The following is a 20,405-nucleotide window of genomic DNA, read 5'->3' on the forward strand; positions in this document are numbered from 1 at the left end:
GATTAACAGTGAAACTCAAATTTGTAACGATGAAAAACAGAAGATTAGCGGAATTGAAAGATAAATACTTTGATGGCAAGTCGTCATCGGAGGAAGAAAGGGAACTGAAAAAATCGGATGAACTGTTCTTTCAGCTATTGGAACAGGAGAAGAATGTCAAAATGGACTGGTCGTTTGAGGATTTTGAAAATCAGGTCAAAGCAGATCAGAAAATCATCAGATGGCTCGATAATATCTGGATAAAATATGCTGCTGCAGCAATTCTCCTGGCGGTTATGGGATTGACCTTTTATCTGAATCAAGAGTCGGAAGTACAGCCATCAGTACTTGTTAATAAAGAGATGAAAGAACTTCAAAGACCGTTGACGAAGGAAGTAATGGAAAACAATGACGCAACAGTAAATTCGGATGTGGAGACGGTAACAAGCAGCGAGCGGAAACGAAGTACAATGCTTACGGCGAATACATCGCATTCCAATCAGCGTGCACAATCAAAGAAAAGGATGGCAAAAAAGAAGAAGGTTGTCCAATCTTTACAGCAAATAGAAGATGGCTATCAAGCGGATTATGTTGTATTAAACGGTGAACCTGTTGCCAACGAAGAGGAAGCTGTAGAACTGACGCTCCGTTCTTTGGGATTATTGGCAAATAATCTGGAAAATGGAGTAGATAAAGCAATGAATATAAAACAAATGTCAATATCGATTAACTAAAATAATATGAAAGGACTATTAATAGCTTGCCTATTACTTGTAGCAAGTATGGCAAATGCGCAGATTTCCAAGTTAGATAAACTTTTCGAGCAATATCAAGGGAAGAAAGGAGTAACGACGCTGAAAATTGGAGCCCCTATGTTTAAATTACTGGGGAACTTAAAAATTGATGATGAAGATATGCAGACGATTACACCGCTACTCAAAAATGTTAAATCTTTACGTATGTTAATTGTAGAAGATGGTGAAGATAAGGACCTGACTGGTATTATACGTGGCGCAGTTTCAAACTTAAAATACGAAGAACTTATGTCGCTCAACAATGAAGGTCAAGACATCCGGTTCATGGTTGAAAATATGTCTGCGAATGCGGATATCCTAAATAATTTGTTGCTGACAATAAACGGGGATGGACAAAATTTATTTATGATTCTTGATGGGGCAATACCTTTGAAAGACGTAACTAATTTGGTCAATGAGGGAAGCAATAAAGTGAGTAAAGCCAAACAAAATAACAATAAAAAGTAAACGTTATGAAAAGAATACTAACATTGTTATGCCTAATTGGAGTGCTATTTTCATTGCAATCCTGCATGATCAAAAAAGGCTCCAACATGGATTTCGTCAGAGGATCCAATGTTTCGAATCATGCAGAGATCGTTGCCATCAATTTGCCAATGTGGCTGACAAAACCATTTATCAAAAAGGCCTTGCAGGGTGAGAACGATGAAGATGCAAAAATAATGGCGGATATCGTCAAAAAGTTGAGAAAATTCAGGATGATGACATTATCAAATAATGATCAGGAAAAGAATGCGTTGATTCTGGAGGACTACCATAAGTTTCTAAAAAAGAACAAATTTGAGGAACTGCTAGTGATCAATAGCGAAGGGGAGGAGATTTCGATTAATGCACGTATAGACAAAGATAATGTAATCAGCCGGGTTTCATTATTGGTCCACGACGAAGGAGATGAAAGCGTATTTATGGATATAAAAGGTAAGTTTTCGTTGGATGAACTCATACAGGGCCTGAATAAGATAAAATCGAAGGATAAAAAGCTTGTCACTAAATTGGCGGACACCAATACTGTAGTTCAACAGGAACTTTAGCTCAGGTAGAGATCTTGAAACAGCATATAAATGCCCCAAGAACTGAAATAGTTTTTGGGGCATTGTTATATGTTAATTCCTTTTATGCCTGAAAAACAATATCAAGGGCATCAAAAATATGTTTCTTGGCGGTATTTAAATCCGCGTCGGTATGTGCGGCCGAAACAAAACCAACTTCATAACCCGAAGGGCCGAAGTAGACCCCTCTATTCAGGAGTTCGCGGTGCATGATTTTATATGATTCCATGGAAGCGGGATCAATTTCACTTGCTTTCTTAATATCTTCTTGCTCAGTAAATGCAAACCAGAAAATAGAGGCAACGTGGAATAATTGTACTTTATAGCCTTTTTCAGCGATATAATCGCGCAGATCCTGTACGAATGCTGCAGTTTTCGCATTTAAGTTCGTATAGAAATCATCTTGCGCTAAAATAGTCAAGGCTGCAATACCAGCCGCCATGGCCACAGGATTTCCTGACAAGGTCCCAGCTTGGTAAACGGCACCGTCAGGTGATATACAAGCCATCAGCTCTTTAGATGCTCCATAGGCTCCCACCGGCATACCCCCACCTATGATCTTGCCATACGTGATTATATCTGGTTGTATTTCATAGTAAGCAGAAGCTCCTTCAAATCCGATGCGGAATCCGGTGATGACCTCATCCATAATTAGCATACTCCCATTTTCTTTTGTGATATCACGCAGGAAATGCATATATTCTTTGGATTGCATTAATAGACCATTGTTGGCTGGAATACCTTCAATGATTACTGCAGCAATCTGATCTTTAAATTCTGTAAAAGCAGCTCTCAGTGCATCTTTGTCGTTTAACTCGATGACAATGGTTTCATCTGCAAAAGCCTTGGGAACACCTGCCGAAGAAGTTTCTCCGAAAGTAACCAATCCAGATCCGGCTTTTACTAAAAGCGAATCCGAATGGCCGTGATAACAGCCGTCAAATTTGATAATCTTATCGCGTTTGGTATATCCTCTTGCCAGACGGATTGCGGACATTACGGCCTCAGTTCCTGAACTAACGAAGCGGATTTTCTCGATATATTTATTGTTTTCAATAATCAATTCGGCAAGTTGATTTTCCAGCGCAGTAGGTGCGCCAAAACTCAATCCTTTACCTAATTGTGCGGCAACAGCCTCACGGACCTGATCATTATTGTGTCCCAAAATCAATGGTCCCCACGAACAGCAGAAATCGATGAACTCATTGCCATCAGCATCCCAAAGACGAGCTTTGTCGCCACGTTCAATAAATAAGGGGGTACCAAATACGGATTTAAACGCCCGAACCGGAGAGTTCACACCGCCGGGGAAATATTGTTTTGCTTTTTCAAATAATTCAGCAGATTTTGCTCTTGAAATATCAGGTGCTTGCATAGTTAAAATTAAAATATCAAAAATCGAATTAAGACACTCAATACGTCCTAGATTAAAGTTGCCAAAGTCTTTTAACTGGATCTTCAGCGTGCAATATTAAATAAAGCGCTTTTCCAGGACTTCTTTGGAGTGGTACGATAAAATCGCTGTTGCGCCCGCACGTCTGAAACTTAATAAAGTTTCCAGGATCACACGTTCATCCAGCCAACCATTTTGAATAGCAGCTTTTAACATGGCATATTCCCCACTGACATTATACACCGCAATTGGAAGATCAAAATTATCAGCGAGAAGTTTCACAATATCCAAATAAGGGAGGCCAGGTTTAACCATCAGAAAATCCGCACCTTCTTGGGCATCTAGTTGCGCCTCGATAAGCGCTTCTTTTGCATTAGCAGGATTCATTTGGTAGGTTTTCTTGTCACCATGTTTTGGAGCTGAGCCCAAAGCATCCCGGAACGGTCCATAATAGGCCGACGCATATTTAGCAGTATAGGACATTAGAGATACGTTTGTGAAGCCATTATGGTCCAATAGTTCACGAATATATCCGATGCGTCCATCCATCATATCCGATGGTGCAATAATATCAGCACCAGACTGCGCATGTGCGAGTGCCATCTTGCCCAATACTTCCAGCGTTTCATCATTTAGGATCTCGCCATTCTCAACAATTCCATCATGACCATCGCTACTGTAAGGGTCCATCGCCACATCGGTGACAATACAGGCTTCCGGAAAATTTTTCTTTACTGCTTCAATGGCCCGTAAATACAAGCTTCCGTCGCGGTAACTCTCTGTTGCGTATTTGTCCTTCAATGATTCTTCGATATTGGGAAAAAGGTCAAATGAACGTAAGCCTAATTTGAGGCAGCTCTCCACTTCTTTCAATAAATTATCTATTGAATAACGGTAGATACCTGGCATGGATTTAACCTCGGTTTTTTGATTTTGGCCATCTACAATAAAAAGTGGAAAAATCAAATTCGACGCGTCTAAACGTGTCTCTTGAATCATGTCGCGAATCACGGCAGATTTACGATTTCTTCTCGGACGTTGTAACATTATATTTAATTTATTTATGATCCAGTAATCCAGTGTTGGTCAGTGACAAAGACTAAAAATTCTTTTGCCAACTTCTCAATACTTGATACTAACTACTCAATACGATTAATATTCCAAGCCAAATACAGCCTCTGAAAGGCCGATCTCATCTGGAGAATAGGGAAGTGTATAAGGAACATTCATCTCATCAAACTTCGCCCCGGTTGAACGACCGATACAGACGACCTTTTGTCCCGGTTCTAAAAGATTGTCCGCAAAATAGGCCTCAACATTGCTAGGACTGGTAAATACGAGGACTTCAGCATTGGACGGATCCACATCCTCCTCCAATACGGTTTCATAGACAGGGATATTAATGATTTTTGTTTCTGGGCTTAATGCTTTCTGAATCGTCTCAAGCGATTCTTTTGCACGCGGAATAAGTACCGTTCCACCATTTGCCAATTCGGCAAACTTCTTAGCAATCTCATCCATGTTAATCCCTTCACTGTCACCGGAAAAATCCGCTACACGATCATACTTGCGTAGTATTTCCTCTGATCCACGACCGATCACGCCTATTTTGGTCTTTTTGCTTAACCGAGGCTCCAGATTAAAGAAATGTTCAATCCCGTTTTTGCTTGAAAATATAATCCAATCAACATGCTTTAGGATAAAAGGATCCAGTTTATTGATGATCGGAAATATCTTGATCAACGAACGGCCTTCAATTGAAATATTGTGCTTCGCCATTGCGCGTGCGAAATAGGAATTTTCATCTACCTCTCTGGAAATAAAGACAGATTGTGGTAACTTACGGTCTTTGGCGTACTTGCTGAAAATACGTTCCGCCAATCGGGTTGGATCGCTATCTTTCAAGTATACACGATCCGGAAAGTCTTCACTTGTATCAGCGATGGAAGCCCAGGCCTCATATCCATCTTCGCTTTTACGGCAATAGCATCCCAGTGGTGCATGACATCCTGCGTCAAACTTGTTCAATACCAAACGTTCTACAGCAATGGCTTGAGCAACCTCATCGTTATTAAGCGGTTGTAATGCTTCAAAAAGTTCTTTGTCGACTTCACGGATCTGAATGGCTAATACACCTTGTGCCGGAGCAGGGATAATTTCGACCGGTGGAATTTCTTCGACATGAAAATCAGAGATATCCATTTCAATACGGCTGATACCCGCCTTTGCAAGCACGATCGCATCGTATTGTTCATCCCGCAGTTTTTGCATTCTTGTTTGTAGATTACCCCTTAGATCGTCGAATTCTAGGTCGGGGCGCAATGCCGATATCTGCGCCTTTCTACGGTTAGAAGATGTTCCAACAGTAGCATTATGTTTTAACGATAGGCGTTTCTTGATATCAACGCAATCCTTGTGGATAATCAATAATTCGGAGGGGTCTTCCCGTTCAGAAACCGCCGCAATAATTAATCCTGGCGGGTTGATCGTAGGTAAATCTTTGTGTGAATGTACGGCTAAATCGATGGTTCCATTTAAAAGCTCTTCCTCAAGTTCTTTCGTGAAAAATCCTTTTCCTTCCAATTTATCCAAACGGAGATGTTGAATGATATCGCCTTGAGTTTTGATGACTTTTAACTCTGCTTCAATACCGATTTCCTGTAATCGGTCTTTCACAAAATTTGCCTGCCACATGGCAAGAACACTTCCCCGGGTGCCAATAATTAGTTTTCTATTCACGTTATTTTACTTTACCTATTAAAATGTGTTTAATACCATTTATCGAAGCAAAAATAAATAAATAGGTGGAATATGTTGACACGTTACTGTCATTATCTAGTAGGAAATGATTGATAAACCGAAAATTAAGAAAAGCGAAGGAAAATTTTGACAAAAAGGAAACTGCGTACGAACATTATTACGGCCTGCACGTCAAAAAGTGGGAAATATATTTTGTTAGGAAACTATTGCTGCGATACGATTGCAACTAGTTTTTCTCGGTCTCTGGTGTTTTAACCAGGATCTCTTTTGCCATAACCATGGGAACTTTGATGTATTTCTTTTCCATATAGTTGATGACTTTTTCCAATACTTCTCTTGCCTCAGGTGTTAATGCCTGTACTTCCTGAGCAAAGACCTCGTTTAAAGCAAATGATTTGATTTCTTTGATCTTTTCAGGAACTTCACGCATGGCAACTTCCACACGTCTTTGCTTGATCAGTGGTAAAAACTCCTGGATATTGTCTTGGATGATTTTTTCAGCACTGTCCAGTTCATTATAGCGCTCCTGGATATTCTTTTCCGCGATAGCCTGCAAGCTACTGACTTCGATGTAATGGATGGGGTTATTTTTAATTACCTCGGCATCAATATCATTTGGAACAGCCAAATCAATGATAATTTTCTTATCTGTTTCGCCGTTTAATAGCGATTGATACAGGGAATTGTCAATGATCGACGTAGGTGCACCAGTACAGGTAATTAGAATATCGAATCCGCCTTTGTATGCGCCGATTTCAGCAAGAGGATAAGCCTCTGCATGAAGTTCTTCTGCTAAAACTTTTGCGTTTTCAAGAGTACGGTTAAAAACAACAAACTTCGCTTTTTGATTTTTCTGGAAATATTTTGCTAGGTTTTGATTCGTTTCCCCTGATCCGATAATAAGTATTCTAGGGTTTTCAACCAACTTTAATTCACGTAGTTTGCGGTAAGCAAGGGAAACAACAGAAATCGGATTTCTGGAAATTTTAGTGTAGGTATAGACTTCTTTTGCTGTCTTTACAAGACGATCCATCATTAAACGAAGGAAATCACCGGTAAATCCAGCCTCTCTACAGCGATCATAAGCTCTACGCACCTGCGCCAGGATTTCTTTTTCACCGACAACAAGGCTTTCGAGTGAACAGGACATACGAAGTAAATGATGCAAAGCATCCATTCCTTCATATTTGTTGACCTGACCCAAATAACATTGAAGGCGCTCTTGCGGAACACAGAAATTCAATTTTCCCATAAACTCCGCAATAAATTCGTTGGTCAATTCGTGAGCTCCGTAAAATACAAACTCTACTCGGTTACAAGTACCAATGTAAAAGATCTCCGGAATATCCAGGCTGTGTTTCAAGTTAATGAGGCGACTTTCTAAATCCTCATTGCAGATCACTAGATTACCTAGATCTTTTAGTTCGACATGTTTATGAGTAAACGCTAATACTTTAAGATTTTTCAAAGCTCTAATCCCTCGCTTATATTTAACGGTACAAATGTAGCTTAAATGCTTTGTGCTTGTGTCAAAAATCTGTCAAACGGATTAATTTAGAAAGATTTTAAATAATTAGTTTTTATATGTAAGATGTTGTTTTTTAATATTTTAACCTTTGTTTTTTGACCGGGTGATTTTCATCACACTGATGCGTGATGAAAATTTCAAGTCCGCTAAGGTATTAAATTATTCATTATTACCTGTATTTGTTTGCGCTGAGTCAACTGTTATATCTTCCAGTTCCTCTACATAGGGGCCTTCTTCGGAAGTGGTTGCCTCCTGGATTTCATGATCACTATACTGATAATAAGTGTCAAAAGTTTTTGTTCCTTTATTGTAAATCAAAGCGTATTTGGAATTTTTGTTTTTGACAATAATTCCGTCAGCCGGAGCTGGTACTAATTTCATCTCATCCATAAAAATCTTCTGCCCCTTTTTAAAGCTATTGATCAAAGGAAGCTCACTGGAATATTCTTTCCAGAATAAGATATCCCCTTTTGCTGATATAATCCAGATAGCACTGCTTTGGTAGTCATTTTTTTCCACAAGAAAAGCCATTTCTTTATTCCAATTGTCCGCGTCAGAACGATCAGTGAAATTACCATAGCAGAAGACCGACTTTGCACGATCCTTTATGCGGGTAAATTTATAGATGGGTTTATCACCAGAGGGTTCGAGATAGCTATTCCCCATAAAAATTTTTGTAATGCCTCTGCGATAACGCAATGGAATATTGTCATATTCAGGGATTGTAAAGATGGCATTGTTCCAATGGGCGTAGTCTCCAATGCTACTCCAGCCATCTGCCTCTTCGAGATCTTTAGGATCCGCATGCTCAAATCCGTCTACAGCCGTTGCACTGCTGTCTATGGGAATAGCATCAAGATCTTGTCGCTGTACATAATTATAATATCCACCGCCGGCAAGTATAACCAACAACAAGACAATCCCAATAATGATGTATGTTTTTTTCTTTGATTTTGGCTGCGGTACCTGCTCCGCTACAGATTCTTCAAATGCTCTTTTCATATCCAATATCTGGCTTAAATTTAAAATAAACTTTCAGGTAAGAATTCCTTTCAGACAGCTGCTATTATGCACTTAATTTTTTCACAGGCTACTGTGAGCTTCTGAGGTATCATCTTTTGACCGGAATTCTGTACGAGAATTTCGTTTTAAAAATAGATTAATTTTTCAAAAAATAGAAGACAAGTTATATAAGTGGCAATATTCAACTTATATTCGTGTCAGTTTTAAAGTTATTTGAACCATGGTTATCATAAGGAAGTATTTTGCCATTGTTGGACTTGTCATTTGTTTTCTGTCCAGTATGACTCCATTCTTAAAAGTTCCTATCAAAGGTAATTGGAACCTTTATCAGGTGGATGCCTATCTATTTTTTATTACCATGTTGATTTTGGGCGTAACAGCATTGCTATTTTTTGTTCGTGCAGTGCGTGCCTATCAGTGGATGAGCCGATTGGCAGCATGTTGGTACCTTGTCAGTATTGTCGCTGTATGGTTTAAAATCAACAACTATTTTGGTTGGGGCTTTGCCGATAAGCTGCTTTCAAAATCGCTGCACATGCGCTGGGGATGGATAGTTTACTTTGTAGGGATCCTACTATTACTTTTGAGCACAAAGAAGATTGTTTCAACAGAGGAGTAAGCATTTAAAAAATAAGCTAGATTAAATATCTAGCTTATTTTTTATTGGGACGATGTGGTATAAAATGAGCTTTTAGCTTCTCTAAGCCCAGATCTTCCTCAATTTTGTCCAGCTCATAGGACCAGATTTTCTCATCTAAAATTTCATGTAGCACTTTTGGATTGGTCAGGTCCACCGGACGTACGCGCTGTTCTTTATTGATCGGATTTGTCAGTTCCTGCAAACTGCTGCTGTGTCTGATGATCTGAAAACGGAAAGTCGGCCATTTTCCCACGTTTGCGAAGTTTCCGGTATAAAATTGGATGGAATCATGTGGCGGTATTTTATTGCTAAAAAGACCTTTCACTTTATTTGCAGTCGCTTCGGAAACTGATACCAGGAGTTCATAGCTTGTTTCATTGATGATATGTAGCTTGGCCAATCCGTCTTTGTGATCTCCGGAAATAGCCAATAAAATCCCTTTTTCTATAAATCGATGCGGAGTCAATGGAGCTGCATGCTGATCAAGCTCGTCGTCCGCCCGTCTCATATTTCCAAAAACGAGTGTGATCTTGTCCATTGGAACAGGTATTTCAAATCCTGTCTCATCTGTTACTCCGACAATATCGTTGGCTTGCATGGAAGTGATGTGTCCTTCTATGGGTTCATCCACAAACCTGACTAGGTCGCCTATTTTAAATTTCATGATTAATTTACTTTTGTATCTATAATATGTAATAGTTTTTCAAGATCTGTATGGTCATTGTAGAGGTGGAATCCCACTCGGATACCGGATCCGCGAGGGAAACATTTTATACCCTCATCCATCAGAAGCTGAAAGCTTTTGGGGTCGATCTGTATATTGAAGATGTTACTCTGTGGGCGTCTATTGATAATGTGGTCCAGGAGTAATCCTCTGTTGGCCAGTTCAGCCCGGGCTTGCGCCACCAGTTCCTGTGTGTACGAGACAGTTGCGGCGTAACCCCATTGTTCAAGCTGTATTAAAGACTGTTGTAAGGTCCCCTGGGCCAAAGTGTCCAAATGTCCCGGTTCAAAGCATAACTGTACCACAGATTTATTCATCCACTGATTGTTGAGGTGACTGTAGTTTTTCTGAATATCAGCATAGAGGAGTTCTTTCAATCGATCATTAAGCAGGATAAAGCCATTTCCAAATCCCGCCATTAACCATTTATATCCACTACTTACAACAGCATCAAATCCTGAAGCGTTAAAATCAAATAAATCGGTTCCTAAAAATTGCGTTCCATCAGCAATGATTAACAAGTCGGGGTGCTGGTGTTTTAACTCCTGTATAAAGGATAGGTCAATTTTTAAACCAGAGATATATTGAACAATGGAAAGAATCAGTACGTTGGGTTTAAAGGTCGCTATGGCATCCAATATATTCGCTTCAAGCTGTTCGTCCATATTGACGAATCTGTGCTCAAAGCCAGTTATTATCGTTGGGAAATTTACAGATGGATAGTCATTGTCCAGAAGTAGAACCTTATAATGTTTAGGTAAGCCTGCTAGTAGCGCATTGAAGGCAAAAGAAAAACAGCTTGATAGGAACACATTGCCCTTTGGGCAATGGAAGAATTGTTCAAGTGTATTTCTGCAGGAATCCAGAGCAGCACCCTGTTGTTCACGAAGTATGGTATCCGTATTATGGAATTCTTGGTCACGCTGTGCCCGCCATTGCTTTGTTTCACGTGAAAGTAGCCCTGAGCCAGGTGTGGTTAAATAGGTGATTTCTCCGTCAATATCAAAATATTTACTATAGGGACTGTTCATATCTTGGGTCTTTTGTTAGTATTTCTAAATAATCAGGTAAGGAAATGTATTCGCCGCCCATACTTTCCAAATGAGGCGTATGAAATTGACAATCTATCAGCTGGAGGTCTATTTCCTGTGCGAGATAGATGAGTGCAGCTTTGGACGCATTGGGTACGCTGGAAAACATGCTTTCTCCGCAAAATACACCATTGATCAGTACGCCATAGAGTCCACCAACAAGTGTTCCTCCTTGCCATACCTCCACAGAATGTACATATCCCATTTCATACAGCTTCGTATAAGCCTTAATCATGTCTGCTGTAATCCATGTTCCCTCTTGATCCTTTCTATGGATCGAAGAACAGGAGCTGATGACATTATTAAAGTTTTGGTCTATGGAGATAGAAAATGTATTTTTCCGCATAGAGGAAGCCATACTTTTGCTGATCTTTATCTTGGATGGATAAATGACAAACCGGGGATCAGGTGCGTACCATAATATTGGGGTATCGTCACTAAACCAGGGAAAAATACCATTGCTATAAGCCAATAGTAGGCGATCAGCCGAAAGGTCTCCGCCGATGGCCAATAAGCCATCTTTTTCGGCGTAGCTTGGATGTGGAAATTCCAGTTTTTTGCTATCCAGTTCAAATACCATTGATTCTTAGATAAGCCAATTTAAAGTACATTATTCTTCTGGTTGACGAGGCTCTTTACTGATTTCTTCAAACAATTTGTCCATGTGCTCCACGTACTCGTTGGTATCGTCTAAGAAAAATTCCAGCTGTGGGACAATTTTTACCTGGTTTTTAATTTTTGAGCCCAACTTATAACGTATCTCGGATGTTTTGGTACGTATAGATTTGATATCATCCTGTGCGGTTTTTGTATTTAAAAAACTCAAATAGACCCGTGCAATCGCCAAGTCCGGAGTAACTCGAACACGTGTAACTGTAATGAATGCCCCTGGAGCCCATGCGTTACCTTCCCGTTGAAATAATGCTGCTAAATCCTGTTGAATGACTCCAGCAAAACGTTGCTGTCTCTTGCTTTCTGTTCCCATCGTATACGTTTTATGTTGAATATTCTCAATATGATAAACAAAGATAAGTATTTTAGGCAAGAATATTATGCTCGCAGATTGACTAAGGCGAACTGTAACGGAGGGAAAGGCATGAAAAAAGGCACATCTTGGTTTGACGTGCCTTTAAATTTCGATTCACAATTGGTTAGGTAATTTCTTGCAAGTTTTAAGACGTTGGGGTCTATCATATTTGGTTCTAAAATTCGGTGTATTTAAAGTGGTAAGTATTTACTAACCTTACCAACTTCTAATTTTTCATCTCCCTTACACTACAAACATAGGAATACTTAAAAAACTGACAAAATAAGTTTTAAAAATAAAGTGAGTGGTTACTTATAAAATGTGTTTATTGCGATTTAACAAACTTTTAACATTTGATTTTTTTTGTAACACTGTTTTTCGGGCCTTAAAAATTCTGCTTTTAGCCCTCCCATGAATAATGTTGCACCTAAAACAGCTTGGCATTGATATAACCATTTGCAATTGGTATTTTTGTCCTGTTAATATTGTAAGTATATATCCGTAATCAAATCGGTCGTTTTAGAACGGAAGATAGATATGGCTTAGGATTATTTGACGCGCTAAACAGCAAATCGGGTATCGCGTCGGACCGCGTAAAGGAGATAAAAAGCTTTTATCGCTGAGGTAGATAACGAAGCATTCAACGGGGATATAATAGATGAACAAATAAATCTGATGAAATTATTATGGACCATGATCAGCTACTAAACCGAAATGCACAATCGGTTCATTTTAATTTCGTTATCAAAAAACAAAAAATATATTAATGAAAATCTGGCAAAAAAATATAGATGTCGATTCATTTGTGGAATCATTTACTGTAGGTAATGACCGTGTAATGGATCTGCAACTTGCAGCAGCGGATGTATTGGGCTCTTTGGCGCATACACGTATGTTGAATAGTATCAATCTCATGACTGATGGCGATCTTGTCGTGGTACAAAAGGAATTGAAAAATATCTATAAGGAAATTTTAGCAGGGGATTTTCAGATTGAAGATTCGGTAGAAGATGTGCATTCTCAGGTTGAGATGTTATTGACACAACGTATCGGCGAAGCTGGGAAAAAAATTCATTCGGGAAGATCCCGCAATGATCAGGTGCTCGTAGATCTGAAATTATATTTCCGTTCCGAAATCCAAAATATTATTCAAAATACGGAGTCTTTCTTCAATGAATTGATCCAACTTAGTGAACGGTATAAGCATATTTTAATTCCGGGATATACACACCTTCAGATTGCTATGCCTTCCTCTTTTGGTTTATGGTTTGGCGCCTATGCGGAAAGTTTGGTCGATGACCTTGAAATGATGAAAGCTGCGTGGAAAGTCTGCAATAAAAATCCATTGGGATCTGCTGCGGGCTACGGTTCCTCTTTTCCACTAAACCGAACCATGACAACGCAATTGTTGGGTTTTGAAGATTTGAATTATAATGTGGTTTATGCCCAAATGGGAAGAGGAAAGACTGAGCGTATTCTGGCGCAGGGGATGAGTGCTATTGCGGCAACCCTTGCTAAATTCGCGATGGATGTCTGTTTATATATCAATCAAAATTTTGGTTTTATTTCATTTCCGGCACATCTGACAACGGGATCGAGCATTATGCCGCACAAGAAAAACCCTGATGTTTTTGAATTGATCCGTTCCCGTTGCAATAAGATTCAGGCGCTCCCAAATGAGATTGCGCTGATGACAACGAATCTTCCTTCCGGCTACCATAGAGATCTCCAGTTATTGAAGGAAAATCTATTCCCTGCTTTTAAATCGCTTAATGAATGTCTTGAAATTGCAACCTTTATGTTGGAAAATATTTCCGTAAAGGACAATATTCTTGATGACCCAAAATACGATTATCTATTCTCTGTAGAAGTTGTGAACAACGAGGTGCTTAAAGGCGTGCCTTTCCGCGAAGCCTACAGGAGGATCGGCATCGATATTGATGAAGGACGTTTCAAACCATCAAAGGAGGTAAATCACACGCATGAAGGTAGTATCGGAAATCTTTGCAACGATCAGATTCAACGCATGTTTCAGCAGGTAAAAGCGACTTTCGGGTTCGAAAAAGTAGAAAAAGCGCTGGAGGAACTGTTGAAATAAGATTGGTATGTGACGTTGATGCCGAGGGTGAAACTGAGCGGCAGATGTCGAATGGAATAACAAAAAAAGAGCTATGGTTACTTTCCCACAGCTCTTTTTTTGTTATTTCTTTATTGAAAACTTAAAGTGTGTTTCCGAGTCAAATTGGGTTCCGGCTTTTAACAATGTTGATGGAAATTCAGCTTGATTGGGGCTATCTGGGAAATGCTGTGTTTCCAGGCAAAATCCGGCATAAGGTAAATATTTATTGCCTCTTTTACCGATGTCATTTCCTGTCATCCAATTCCCCGTGTAAAGTTGGATACCAGGCTCAGTAGTGTATACATCTAACTGAATCCCCGTGTTTTTGGAATAGGCTGTTGCACAGGGTTGGGAAATCGGTTTATTGTTGACATAACAATGATCATACCCTTTAGCCAAGATGAGCTGCTCATCATTTTCTGTAATATCCTGCACAATCTTTTTAGGAAGTCTAAAGTCAAAGGGAGTACCTTCTACGGGTACGATGGCAGTGGGTATTTGATGTTCATCTACAAATAGCACCTCGTCTGAATTTATCTGAAGTACCTGCTGTAATATATCCCCACTTCCTTCTCCATCAAGATTGAAATAGGTGTGGTTTGTTAAATTTATAGGGGTGTCCGCATCGGACTGCGCATGATATTTGATGATGATCTCGTTGTTTCTGGTCAGGGTATAAGAGACCATCACTTTTAAGTTCCCGGGGAATCCTTCTTCACCATCTTTCGAAACATAATAAAATTCTACATGGGATTGATAGGTGACTCTGCGGTCCCAAACTTTATCATGAAAGCCTGATATACCTCCGTGCAGACAATTGATCCCATTATTTTGGGGAAGTGTATACTGTTTCCCATTTAGCTCAAATTTGCCATTTGCAATACGGTTTGCAAAGCGGCCGGCAGTACAGCCATGGTATTTTTCATCCGCTTCCAGATAACCCTGAATTGAATCAAACCCGAGTGCAACATCCACCAAATTGCCTTTGTTATCGGGGACTAAGATACTGACTATACGAGCACCATAATCCGTTAAGAGCACCTGCATACCCCCCTCATTTTTTAATAACAGTAAATGGGTGTTTTTTCCTTCTATAATGCTGTCAAAATACTTTGGAATAAGTGATTGATATTTAGTCATGATTGTTTCCTATTGGTATTGAGAGTTAAAGATACAGAATATAACCTGTATATAAATGACCCTGGTAACACCTGTCTGTAAAATTTATCATTTTGAGATTTGGTTCAAACCAATTATTGGAGAAATGGTATATTTGCGCTATGTCTGAAAAAATGAACTGGAAAGATTTGCTTTCTGCAAAACGTTGGGGCTATGAAGATAGAACAGCTGACAGCTACCTTGTGGCCCGGTCAGAATTTCAACGGGATTATGATCGGTTGATCTTTTCTTCCCCATTTCGAAGATTACAGAATAAAACTCAGGTTTTTCCGCTTCCAGGAGCTGTGTTTGTCCACAATAGACTGACACATAGCTTAGAGGTCGCTAGTGTAGGTCGTTCACTTGGGCGCATGTTCTACGCCCAGTTAAAGGAGGAAAACCCGAATATTGATGCTGAATACCCATTCCTACAGGAGGTCGGAAATATTATTTCAGCAGCCTGTCTGTCCCATGATCTGGGCAATCCCGCATTTGGACATTCGGGAGAGTCTGCGATATCTACCTACTTCACAGACGGAGATGGAAGGAAATATCAGGAACAGGTAACAGCCGAAGAATGGGCAGATCTGACCCATTTTGAAGGTAATGCCAATGCTTTACGGATTTTAACCCACGCTTTTCAGGGAAAAGATCCAAAAGGATTTGCATTGACGTATACCTCATTGGCCTCTATCGTCAAATACCCCTGTTTAGCGATTGATGGCCACGTTAAAAAAAGTCATCATCGCAAAAAATATGGTTTTTTTACTGAAGAGCAAAAGGCATTTGAGAAAATTGCGAACGAGTTAGGCCTATTACGAGATCCTTCCAATCCCAAGGGCTATCTGAGGCACCCCTTGGTGTACCTCGTCGAAGCTGCCGACGATATCTGTTATAATATTATTGATTTGGAGGATGCCCATCATTTAAAAATATTATCTTACCAGGAAGTAGAGGAACTTTTGTTACCGCTATGTGGTTCGGAGGATCTTCGTGAACGACTGGATGGTCTGCTGGATACCCCGAGCCGTGTAGCGCTTTTACGAGCCAAGGCAATTAATACACTGATCAAAGGTTGCGTGGATGTTTTTGTGCGTGAACAGGAGCAGTTTTTATCGGGGACATTCTCATCCGCATTGATGGATGCCTTGGATGAGAATATCGTAAAACAGATGAACAAGATTTCGAAGATTTCCATAGCGAAGATCTATAATGCCCCCACAGTGGTACAGATCGAGATCGCTGGTTATCGCGTTATGGATGCGCTCTTAAAAGAATTTGTACCTGCATACCTCAAAAAAAATAAAAATAACTACGATAAAAAATTAGTTGCGCTGATTCCGGAGCAGTTTTATACCGATAAACAGGATTCCTATTCCAAAATCCGTTGTGTACTGGATTTTGTTTCCGGTATGACCGATGTATATGCCATCGAACTTTATCGTAAAATTAAGGGAATAACAATTCCTAGTATTGAATAAGTTGGTGAACAATATATGCTATTTGCTCGCGATCTTGTTTAGTGAAGGCATGACGGTTATGTTAATTTACTAAATTATCCAGTCGAAGTAAAAATACAAGTATTTGATAAACCAAAGGATCTATAAGTATCGTCTCAAATCGCAATACAAAAATCGCAATACCTTAAAATGAAAGTTGTAATCGCTGAAAAGCCCTCTGTGGCTCGTGATCTGGCCCGTGTGATGGGAGCGAAAGAAATCAAAGACGGCTATATTGCCGGAAACGGCTACGCCTTTACCTATGCTTTTGGTCATTTGGTTCAATTATGCACACCTCAGGCTTACGGTTATAATAGTTGGACTATTTCCAATCTTCCTATCATACCTGCAAATTTCAAACTGGAATCGAAGAAAGTAAAGCGGGATGGAAAGCAGATGGATGATGCTGGCGCGGTCAAACAGCTCAATACAATAAAAGCGCTGTTAGAGCAGGCTGAAGAAATTATTGTAGCAACGGATGCGGGACGTGAGGGGGAATTAATCTTTCGTAATATCTATTATTTCTTGGGTTCAAAGGTGCCTTTTAAACGCCTGTGGATTTCCAGCCAGACAGATAAAGCGATTAAAGAGGGTTTCGCGAATCTGAAAGAGGGAACGGAATACGATAGTTTATACATGTCTGCCCGTTCAAGGTCAGAATCGGATTGGTTGATCGGGATCAATGCTACACAGGCAATCACGCTGGCAGCAGGTAACAAAGGACTTCTTTCTTTGGGCCGGGTTCAGACACCAACCCTGGCAATGATCTGTTCCCGGTATCTCGAAAATAAAGATTTTAAGCCCCAGGCATTTTATAAAATCCAGGCAGGTTTTGAAAAAGATAATATCAGCTTTAAAGCCACTTCAAACAAAATAGATAAAAAAGATGTTGCTGAACAGACAATCGCCCGGTTGACTGTTGGGGCAAATGCGCGTGTTGTAAAGGTTGAGGCGAAAGAGACAAAGGAGCAACCCCCTTTATTGTTTGACTTAACTTCCCTGCAGCAGGATGCCAACAAAAAATATGGTTACTCAGCGGACCAAACCCTGAGTATTGCGCAGACACTTTACGAGAAAAAGGTCATTACCTATCCCCGTACTGGATCCCGTTATATCGGTGAGGATGTTTTTGAACATATTGAGGAGCTTTTTCAACACCTCTCGGATCATGCGGAGGAATCTATTGCTTCCATTGCGAAGAATTTAATTGGAGCAAAGTTAAATAAGCGTTCCGTTGATGATAAAAAGGTAACAGATCACCATGCATTATTGGTGACCGATGAGAAACCCGGGCATATGTTGAAAGAACAGCAGAATATTTACAACATGATTGCCAAACGTATGGTGGAAAGTTTCTCCGAAGTCTGTATCAAGGATATCACTACGGTCTCCATAGATGCACAGGGAGTAGAACTTATCGCTAAGGGCACGGTCATCAAACAGTACGGTTGGCGTCTTTCTGCCGAGCAAATAGAAGCTCCGGATGAAGATAAGAACAACGATGACCAGGATAACGAAAATGCCCAGTTGCCCAAATTGCTGGCGGAAGAGTTATTGCAGATACTGACTTTGGAACTAGCAGAACGTTTTACTAAAGCGCGTCCCATCCATACCGAAGCTTCTCTCTTAAAAGCGATGGAAACATCCGGTAAAGAAATTGAAGACGATGAAATGCGTCAAGCGATGAAAGACTGCGGTTTAGGAACCCCAGCTACCCGTGCGGCCACCATAGAGACACTTTTTCAGCGCGATTATATCAAGCGGGATAAGAAAAAACTAATCCCAACGGAAAAAGGACTGGCTGTATATAACCTCGTGAAAGACCGTTCAATTGCGAAGGTAACATTGACAGGGAAATGGGAGCAAAAGTTGGAGGAAATGCGGGCCAATAAGGTTTCTTATGATGTTTTTATGAAACATATTAAGGATTACACGGCGAAAATTACCAAAGAATTATTGAGTCTGCGAATTTCATTGGCGCAAGAGGAAGTCAAACCACAACAAAAGGGGAAAATCAAATGTCCTAAATGTGAGAAAGGCTTAATCCTGCTCTATGATCGGGTGGCACAGTGTGATCACTATGCCCGCGGTTGTGATTTTAAGATCTGGCGAACATTGAACGGTATTTTTCTGGAAGAAAAAGAAATGAAGAATCTTTTAGAAAAAGGGAAGACCTCGGAGTTTAAGGGGGTTAAAAATAGTGAAGGTGTCCTGGTAAATGCCCCCCTTGTATTTGAAAACTTTAAAGTCACCGTGGGATAGGTCCAACTATCCCACGGTGTAGCTAACATCGTAGCTGTTTATTTCAAAATTAGAATATCGTCTAAAGCCTTCCCAATCGTTGGAAATTGAAATGTAAAACCAAGTTCCGTTAATCTTTCCGGTATTACCCAGCGACTTTTTAACAAGAGCTCAGTTTCTGTACCTATCAATAAAGCGCCTATTTCCAATAGCCATTTCGGTGCCGGGAGGCCAATTTTTCGGTGCATAGTGCTTCTAAAGGTCTCCATAAAAGTTTTATTCCTAATCGGGTTGGGGGCCGCACAATTGATGATCCCCTCTATTTTACGATGTTTTTGGATAAATAAGATAATCTGGAAAAGATCTTCAATGTGTATCCAGCTAAAATATTGATTGCCATTCCCCTGTATTCCGCCTAAACCAAAGCGAACAAGATTTTTAAAAGGTTGTATCACACCGCCATCTGCGCCTAGCACAATTGCCATCCGGAGAGCAACCTGTCTGGTATGGGGTAAGTGAAAATCGAAAAATGTCTGCTCCCATTTTTTTGCGACCTCGACAGAAAAACCCCTTCCGATCTCGCCATTGCTTTCCGTCATTGGTCGATCTTCCGCATGGCGGTAGATTGTGGCAGTACTTGCATTTAGCCAAAGGGCAGGGGGCTGGCTGCAGTTTTCAACTGCTTCACCTAAAACTCTGCTGGTCTCTATCCGTGAAGAGAATATCTGCGCTTTGTTGCTGGTATTGTAGCGGCAATTGACGGATTTGCCCGCGAGGTTGATCAACATTTCAGCATGTTCAAGTGCGGCGGAAATGCCATCCATATCGGTCCAGCATATATTTCCTTCTTTTCTTCCGATGAGGATAACCTGATAGCCCATTGTCTGGAATTTTTTGGAAAGATATTGCCCGACAAAACCTGTTCCACCTGCAATCACTATTTTAGACATAATACTGTTATCTTTGGAAATCAGTCTTATACGTTAGTTGTTGTTGGTATATTTCTTCTTTGTTTTGCAATTCTTTTGCCCCGGAAGAACAGGAACATATTCAGAAAAAGCATGATGCCTAAATAAATGCTGAATCCACCGATTTTATAACTGAGGCGCTCAATGAGCTCCTGTACACTGGGCTTATACAAACTGATTTCTAGAATATACAAGGCAAATCCCAGGTTCATCAGGTAAAAGCCAATACGGAATAGATTGTTTGTCGCATTAGCAACTTCCGGTCGTCCCGCAAAAATATCATTCATGTACACGATGCTATTTTTGAAAAGCACGTACGCAACATAATAGGTCAGTGCGATTGCAATGGGTAGATAAATGAAATACCCGATAACTGTTAAATTTCCCATGA

Annotated in this window: 19 protein-coding genes; 7 read left to right on the plus strand and 12 right to left on the minus strand. The window is 40.1% G+C overall.

Annotated elements, in window-relative coordinates; all coding sequences use genetic code 11:
* Positions 1-29: 29 nt before the first annotated feature.
* From ABDW32_RS18820 to ABDW32_RS18830, 3 genes are read left to right on the plus strand one after another with little or no spacing between them, the layout of a single operon-like run.
* Positions 30-713 carry a hypothetical protein gene (locus ABDW32_RS18820; RefSeq protein WP_343565160.1) on the plus strand — a complete coding sequence of 228 codons (684 nt, stop codon included), beginning with the start codon at positions 30-32 and terminating at the stop codon, positions 711-713.
* Between the two features lie 6 nt (positions 714-719).
* The gene (locus ABDW32_RS18825; RefSeq protein ID WP_343565162.1) at positions 720-1,241 is read left to right on the plus strand and encodes a DUF4252 domain-containing protein; all 522 of its coding nucleotides are present in this window, start codon (positions 720-722) and stop codon (positions 1,239-1,241) included.
* Positions 1,242-1,246: 5 nt separating this feature from the next.
* Positions 1,247-1,825, plus strand: a complete 579-nt coding sequence (locus ABDW32_RS18830) for a DUF4252 domain-containing protein (protein ID WP_343565164.1) — start codon at positions 1,247-1,249, stop codon at positions 1,823-1,825.
* Positions 1,826-1,907: 82 nt separating this feature from the next.
* On the opposite strand, the gene hemL is transcribed toward ABDW32_RS18830, so the two are convergent.
* From hemL to ABDW32_RS18855, 5 genes are all read right to left on the minus strand, one after another.
* A complete protein-coding gene (gene hemL / locus ABDW32_RS18835) occupies positions 1,908-3,218 on the minus strand; it encodes a glutamate-1-semialdehyde 2,1-aminomutase (RefSeq protein ID WP_343565166.1) in 1,311 nt (436 codons plus the stop codon).
* A 96-nt stretch (positions 3,219-3,314) separates the two neighbouring features.
* Entirely contained in the window at positions 3,315-4,283 is a 969-nt protein-coding gene (gene hemB / locus ABDW32_RS18840; protein ID WP_343565167.1) for a porphobilinogen synthase, read from the minus strand.
* Positions 4,284-4,388: 105 nt separating this feature from the next.
* Positions 4,389-5,975 carry a hydroxymethylbilane synthase gene (hemC, locus tag ABDW32_RS18845; protein ID WP_343565169.1) on the minus strand — a complete coding sequence of 529 codons (1,587 nt, stop codon included), beginning with the start codon at positions 5,973-5,975 and terminating at the stop codon, positions 4,389-4,391.
* A gap of 247 nt (positions 5,976-6,222) precedes the next feature.
* Positions 6,223-7,464 (minus strand): glutamyl-tRNA reductase, encoded by a 1,242-nt coding sequence (gene hemA / locus ABDW32_RS18850; protein WP_343565171.1) that lies wholly within the window; start codon positions 7,462-7,464, stop codon positions 6,223-6,225.
* Between the two features lie 219 nt (positions 7,465-7,683).
* Entirely contained in the window at positions 7,684-8,526 is an 843-nt protein-coding gene (locus tag ABDW32_RS18855) for a hypothetical protein (RefSeq protein WP_343565173.1), read from the minus strand.
* 241 nt (positions 8,527-8,767) lie between these two features.
* Between ABDW32_RS18855 and ABDW32_RS18860 the strand changes: the two genes are divergently transcribed.
* Positions 8,768-9,166, plus strand: coding sequence for a hypothetical protein (locus tag ABDW32_RS18860; RefSeq protein WP_343565175.1), 399 nt, complete (start codon positions 8,768-8,770; stop codon positions 9,164-9,166).
* 34 nt (positions 9,167-9,200) lie between these two features.
* On the opposite strand, the gene ABDW32_RS18865 is transcribed toward ABDW32_RS18860, so the two are convergent.
* The 4 genes from ABDW32_RS18865 to rbfA are packed head-to-tail and all read right to left on the minus strand — an operon-like array spanning position 9,201 to position 11,987.
* Positions 9,201-9,851, minus strand: coding sequence for a hypothetical protein (locus ABDW32_RS18865; protein ID WP_343565177.1), 651 nt, complete (start codon positions 9,849-9,851; stop codon positions 9,201-9,203).
* A 2-nt stretch (positions 9,852-9,853) separates the two neighbouring features.
* Positions 9,854-10,942 carry an aminotransferase class V-fold PLP-dependent enzyme gene (locus tag ABDW32_RS18870; protein WP_343565179.1) on the minus strand — a complete coding sequence of 363 codons (1,089 nt, stop codon included), beginning with the start codon at positions 10,940-10,942 and terminating at the stop codon, positions 9,854-9,856.
* Positions 10,926-11,582, minus strand: coding sequence for a leucyl/phenylalanyl-tRNA--protein transferase (aat, locus tag ABDW32_RS18875; protein WP_343565181.1), 657 nt, complete (start codon positions 11,580-11,582; stop codon positions 10,926-10,928). The genes ABDW32_RS18870 and aat overlap by 17 nt, the downstream gene beginning before the upstream one ends.
* A gap of 30 nt (positions 11,583-11,612) precedes the next feature.
* Positions 11,613-11,987 (minus strand): 30S ribosome-binding factor RbfA, encoded by a 375-nt coding sequence (rbfA, locus tag ABDW32_RS18880; protein ID WP_077438297.1) that lies wholly within the window; start codon positions 11,985-11,987, stop codon positions 11,613-11,615.
* Between the two features lie 808 nt (positions 11,988-12,795).
* Here rbfA and argH point away from each other — a divergent pair.
* Positions 12,796-14,127, plus strand: coding sequence for an argininosuccinate lyase (gene argH, locus ABDW32_RS18885; protein ID WP_343565184.1), 1,332 nt, complete (start codon positions 12,796-12,798; stop codon positions 14,125-14,127).
* Positions 14,128-14,229: 102 nt separating this feature from the next.
* On the opposite strand, the gene ABDW32_RS18890 is transcribed toward argH, so the two are convergent.
* Entirely contained in the window at positions 14,230-15,288 is a 1,059-nt protein-coding gene (locus tag ABDW32_RS18890) for an aldose epimerase family protein (protein ID WP_343565186.1), read from the minus strand.
* 140 nt (positions 15,289-15,428) lie between these two features.
* Between ABDW32_RS18890 and ABDW32_RS18895 the strand changes: the two genes are divergently transcribed.
* Together ABDW32_RS18895 and ABDW32_RS18900 are read left to right on the plus strand one after the other, a co-directional pair.
* Positions 15,429-16,787 carry a deoxyguanosinetriphosphate triphosphohydrolase gene (locus ABDW32_RS18895; RefSeq protein WP_077438057.1) on the plus strand — a complete coding sequence of 453 codons (1,359 nt, stop codon included), beginning with the start codon at positions 15,429-15,431 and terminating at the stop codon, positions 16,785-16,787.
* Between the two features lie 168 nt (positions 16,788-16,955).
* Positions 16,956-19,067, plus strand: a complete 2,112-nt coding sequence (locus tag ABDW32_RS18900) for a DNA topoisomerase 3 (RefSeq protein ID WP_343565188.1) — start codon at positions 16,956-16,958, stop codon at positions 19,065-19,067.
* 38 nt (positions 19,068-19,105) lie between these two features.
* Here the strand turns inward: ABDW32_RS18900 and ABDW32_RS18905 are convergent, their stop codons facing one another.
* Both ABDW32_RS18905 and ABDW32_RS18910 read right to left on the minus strand, forming a co-directional pair.
* Entirely contained in the window at positions 19,106-19,996 is an 891-nt protein-coding gene (locus ABDW32_RS18905; protein ID WP_343565190.1) for a TIGR01777 family oxidoreductase, read from the minus strand.
* A gap of 26 nt (positions 19,997-20,022) precedes the next feature.
* On the minus strand, positions 20,023-20,403 hold the full coding sequence (locus ABDW32_RS18910; RefSeq protein WP_343565191.1) for a hypothetical protein: 381 nt from the start codon (positions 20,401-20,403) through the stop codon (positions 20,023-20,025).
* Positions 20,404-20,405 lie beyond the last annotated feature (2 nt).

Source organism: Sphingobacterium sp., from assembly GCF_039596235.1.
Classification (GTDB): domain Bacteria; phylum Bacteroidota; class Bacteroidia; order Sphingobacteriales; family Sphingobacteriaceae; genus Sphingobacterium.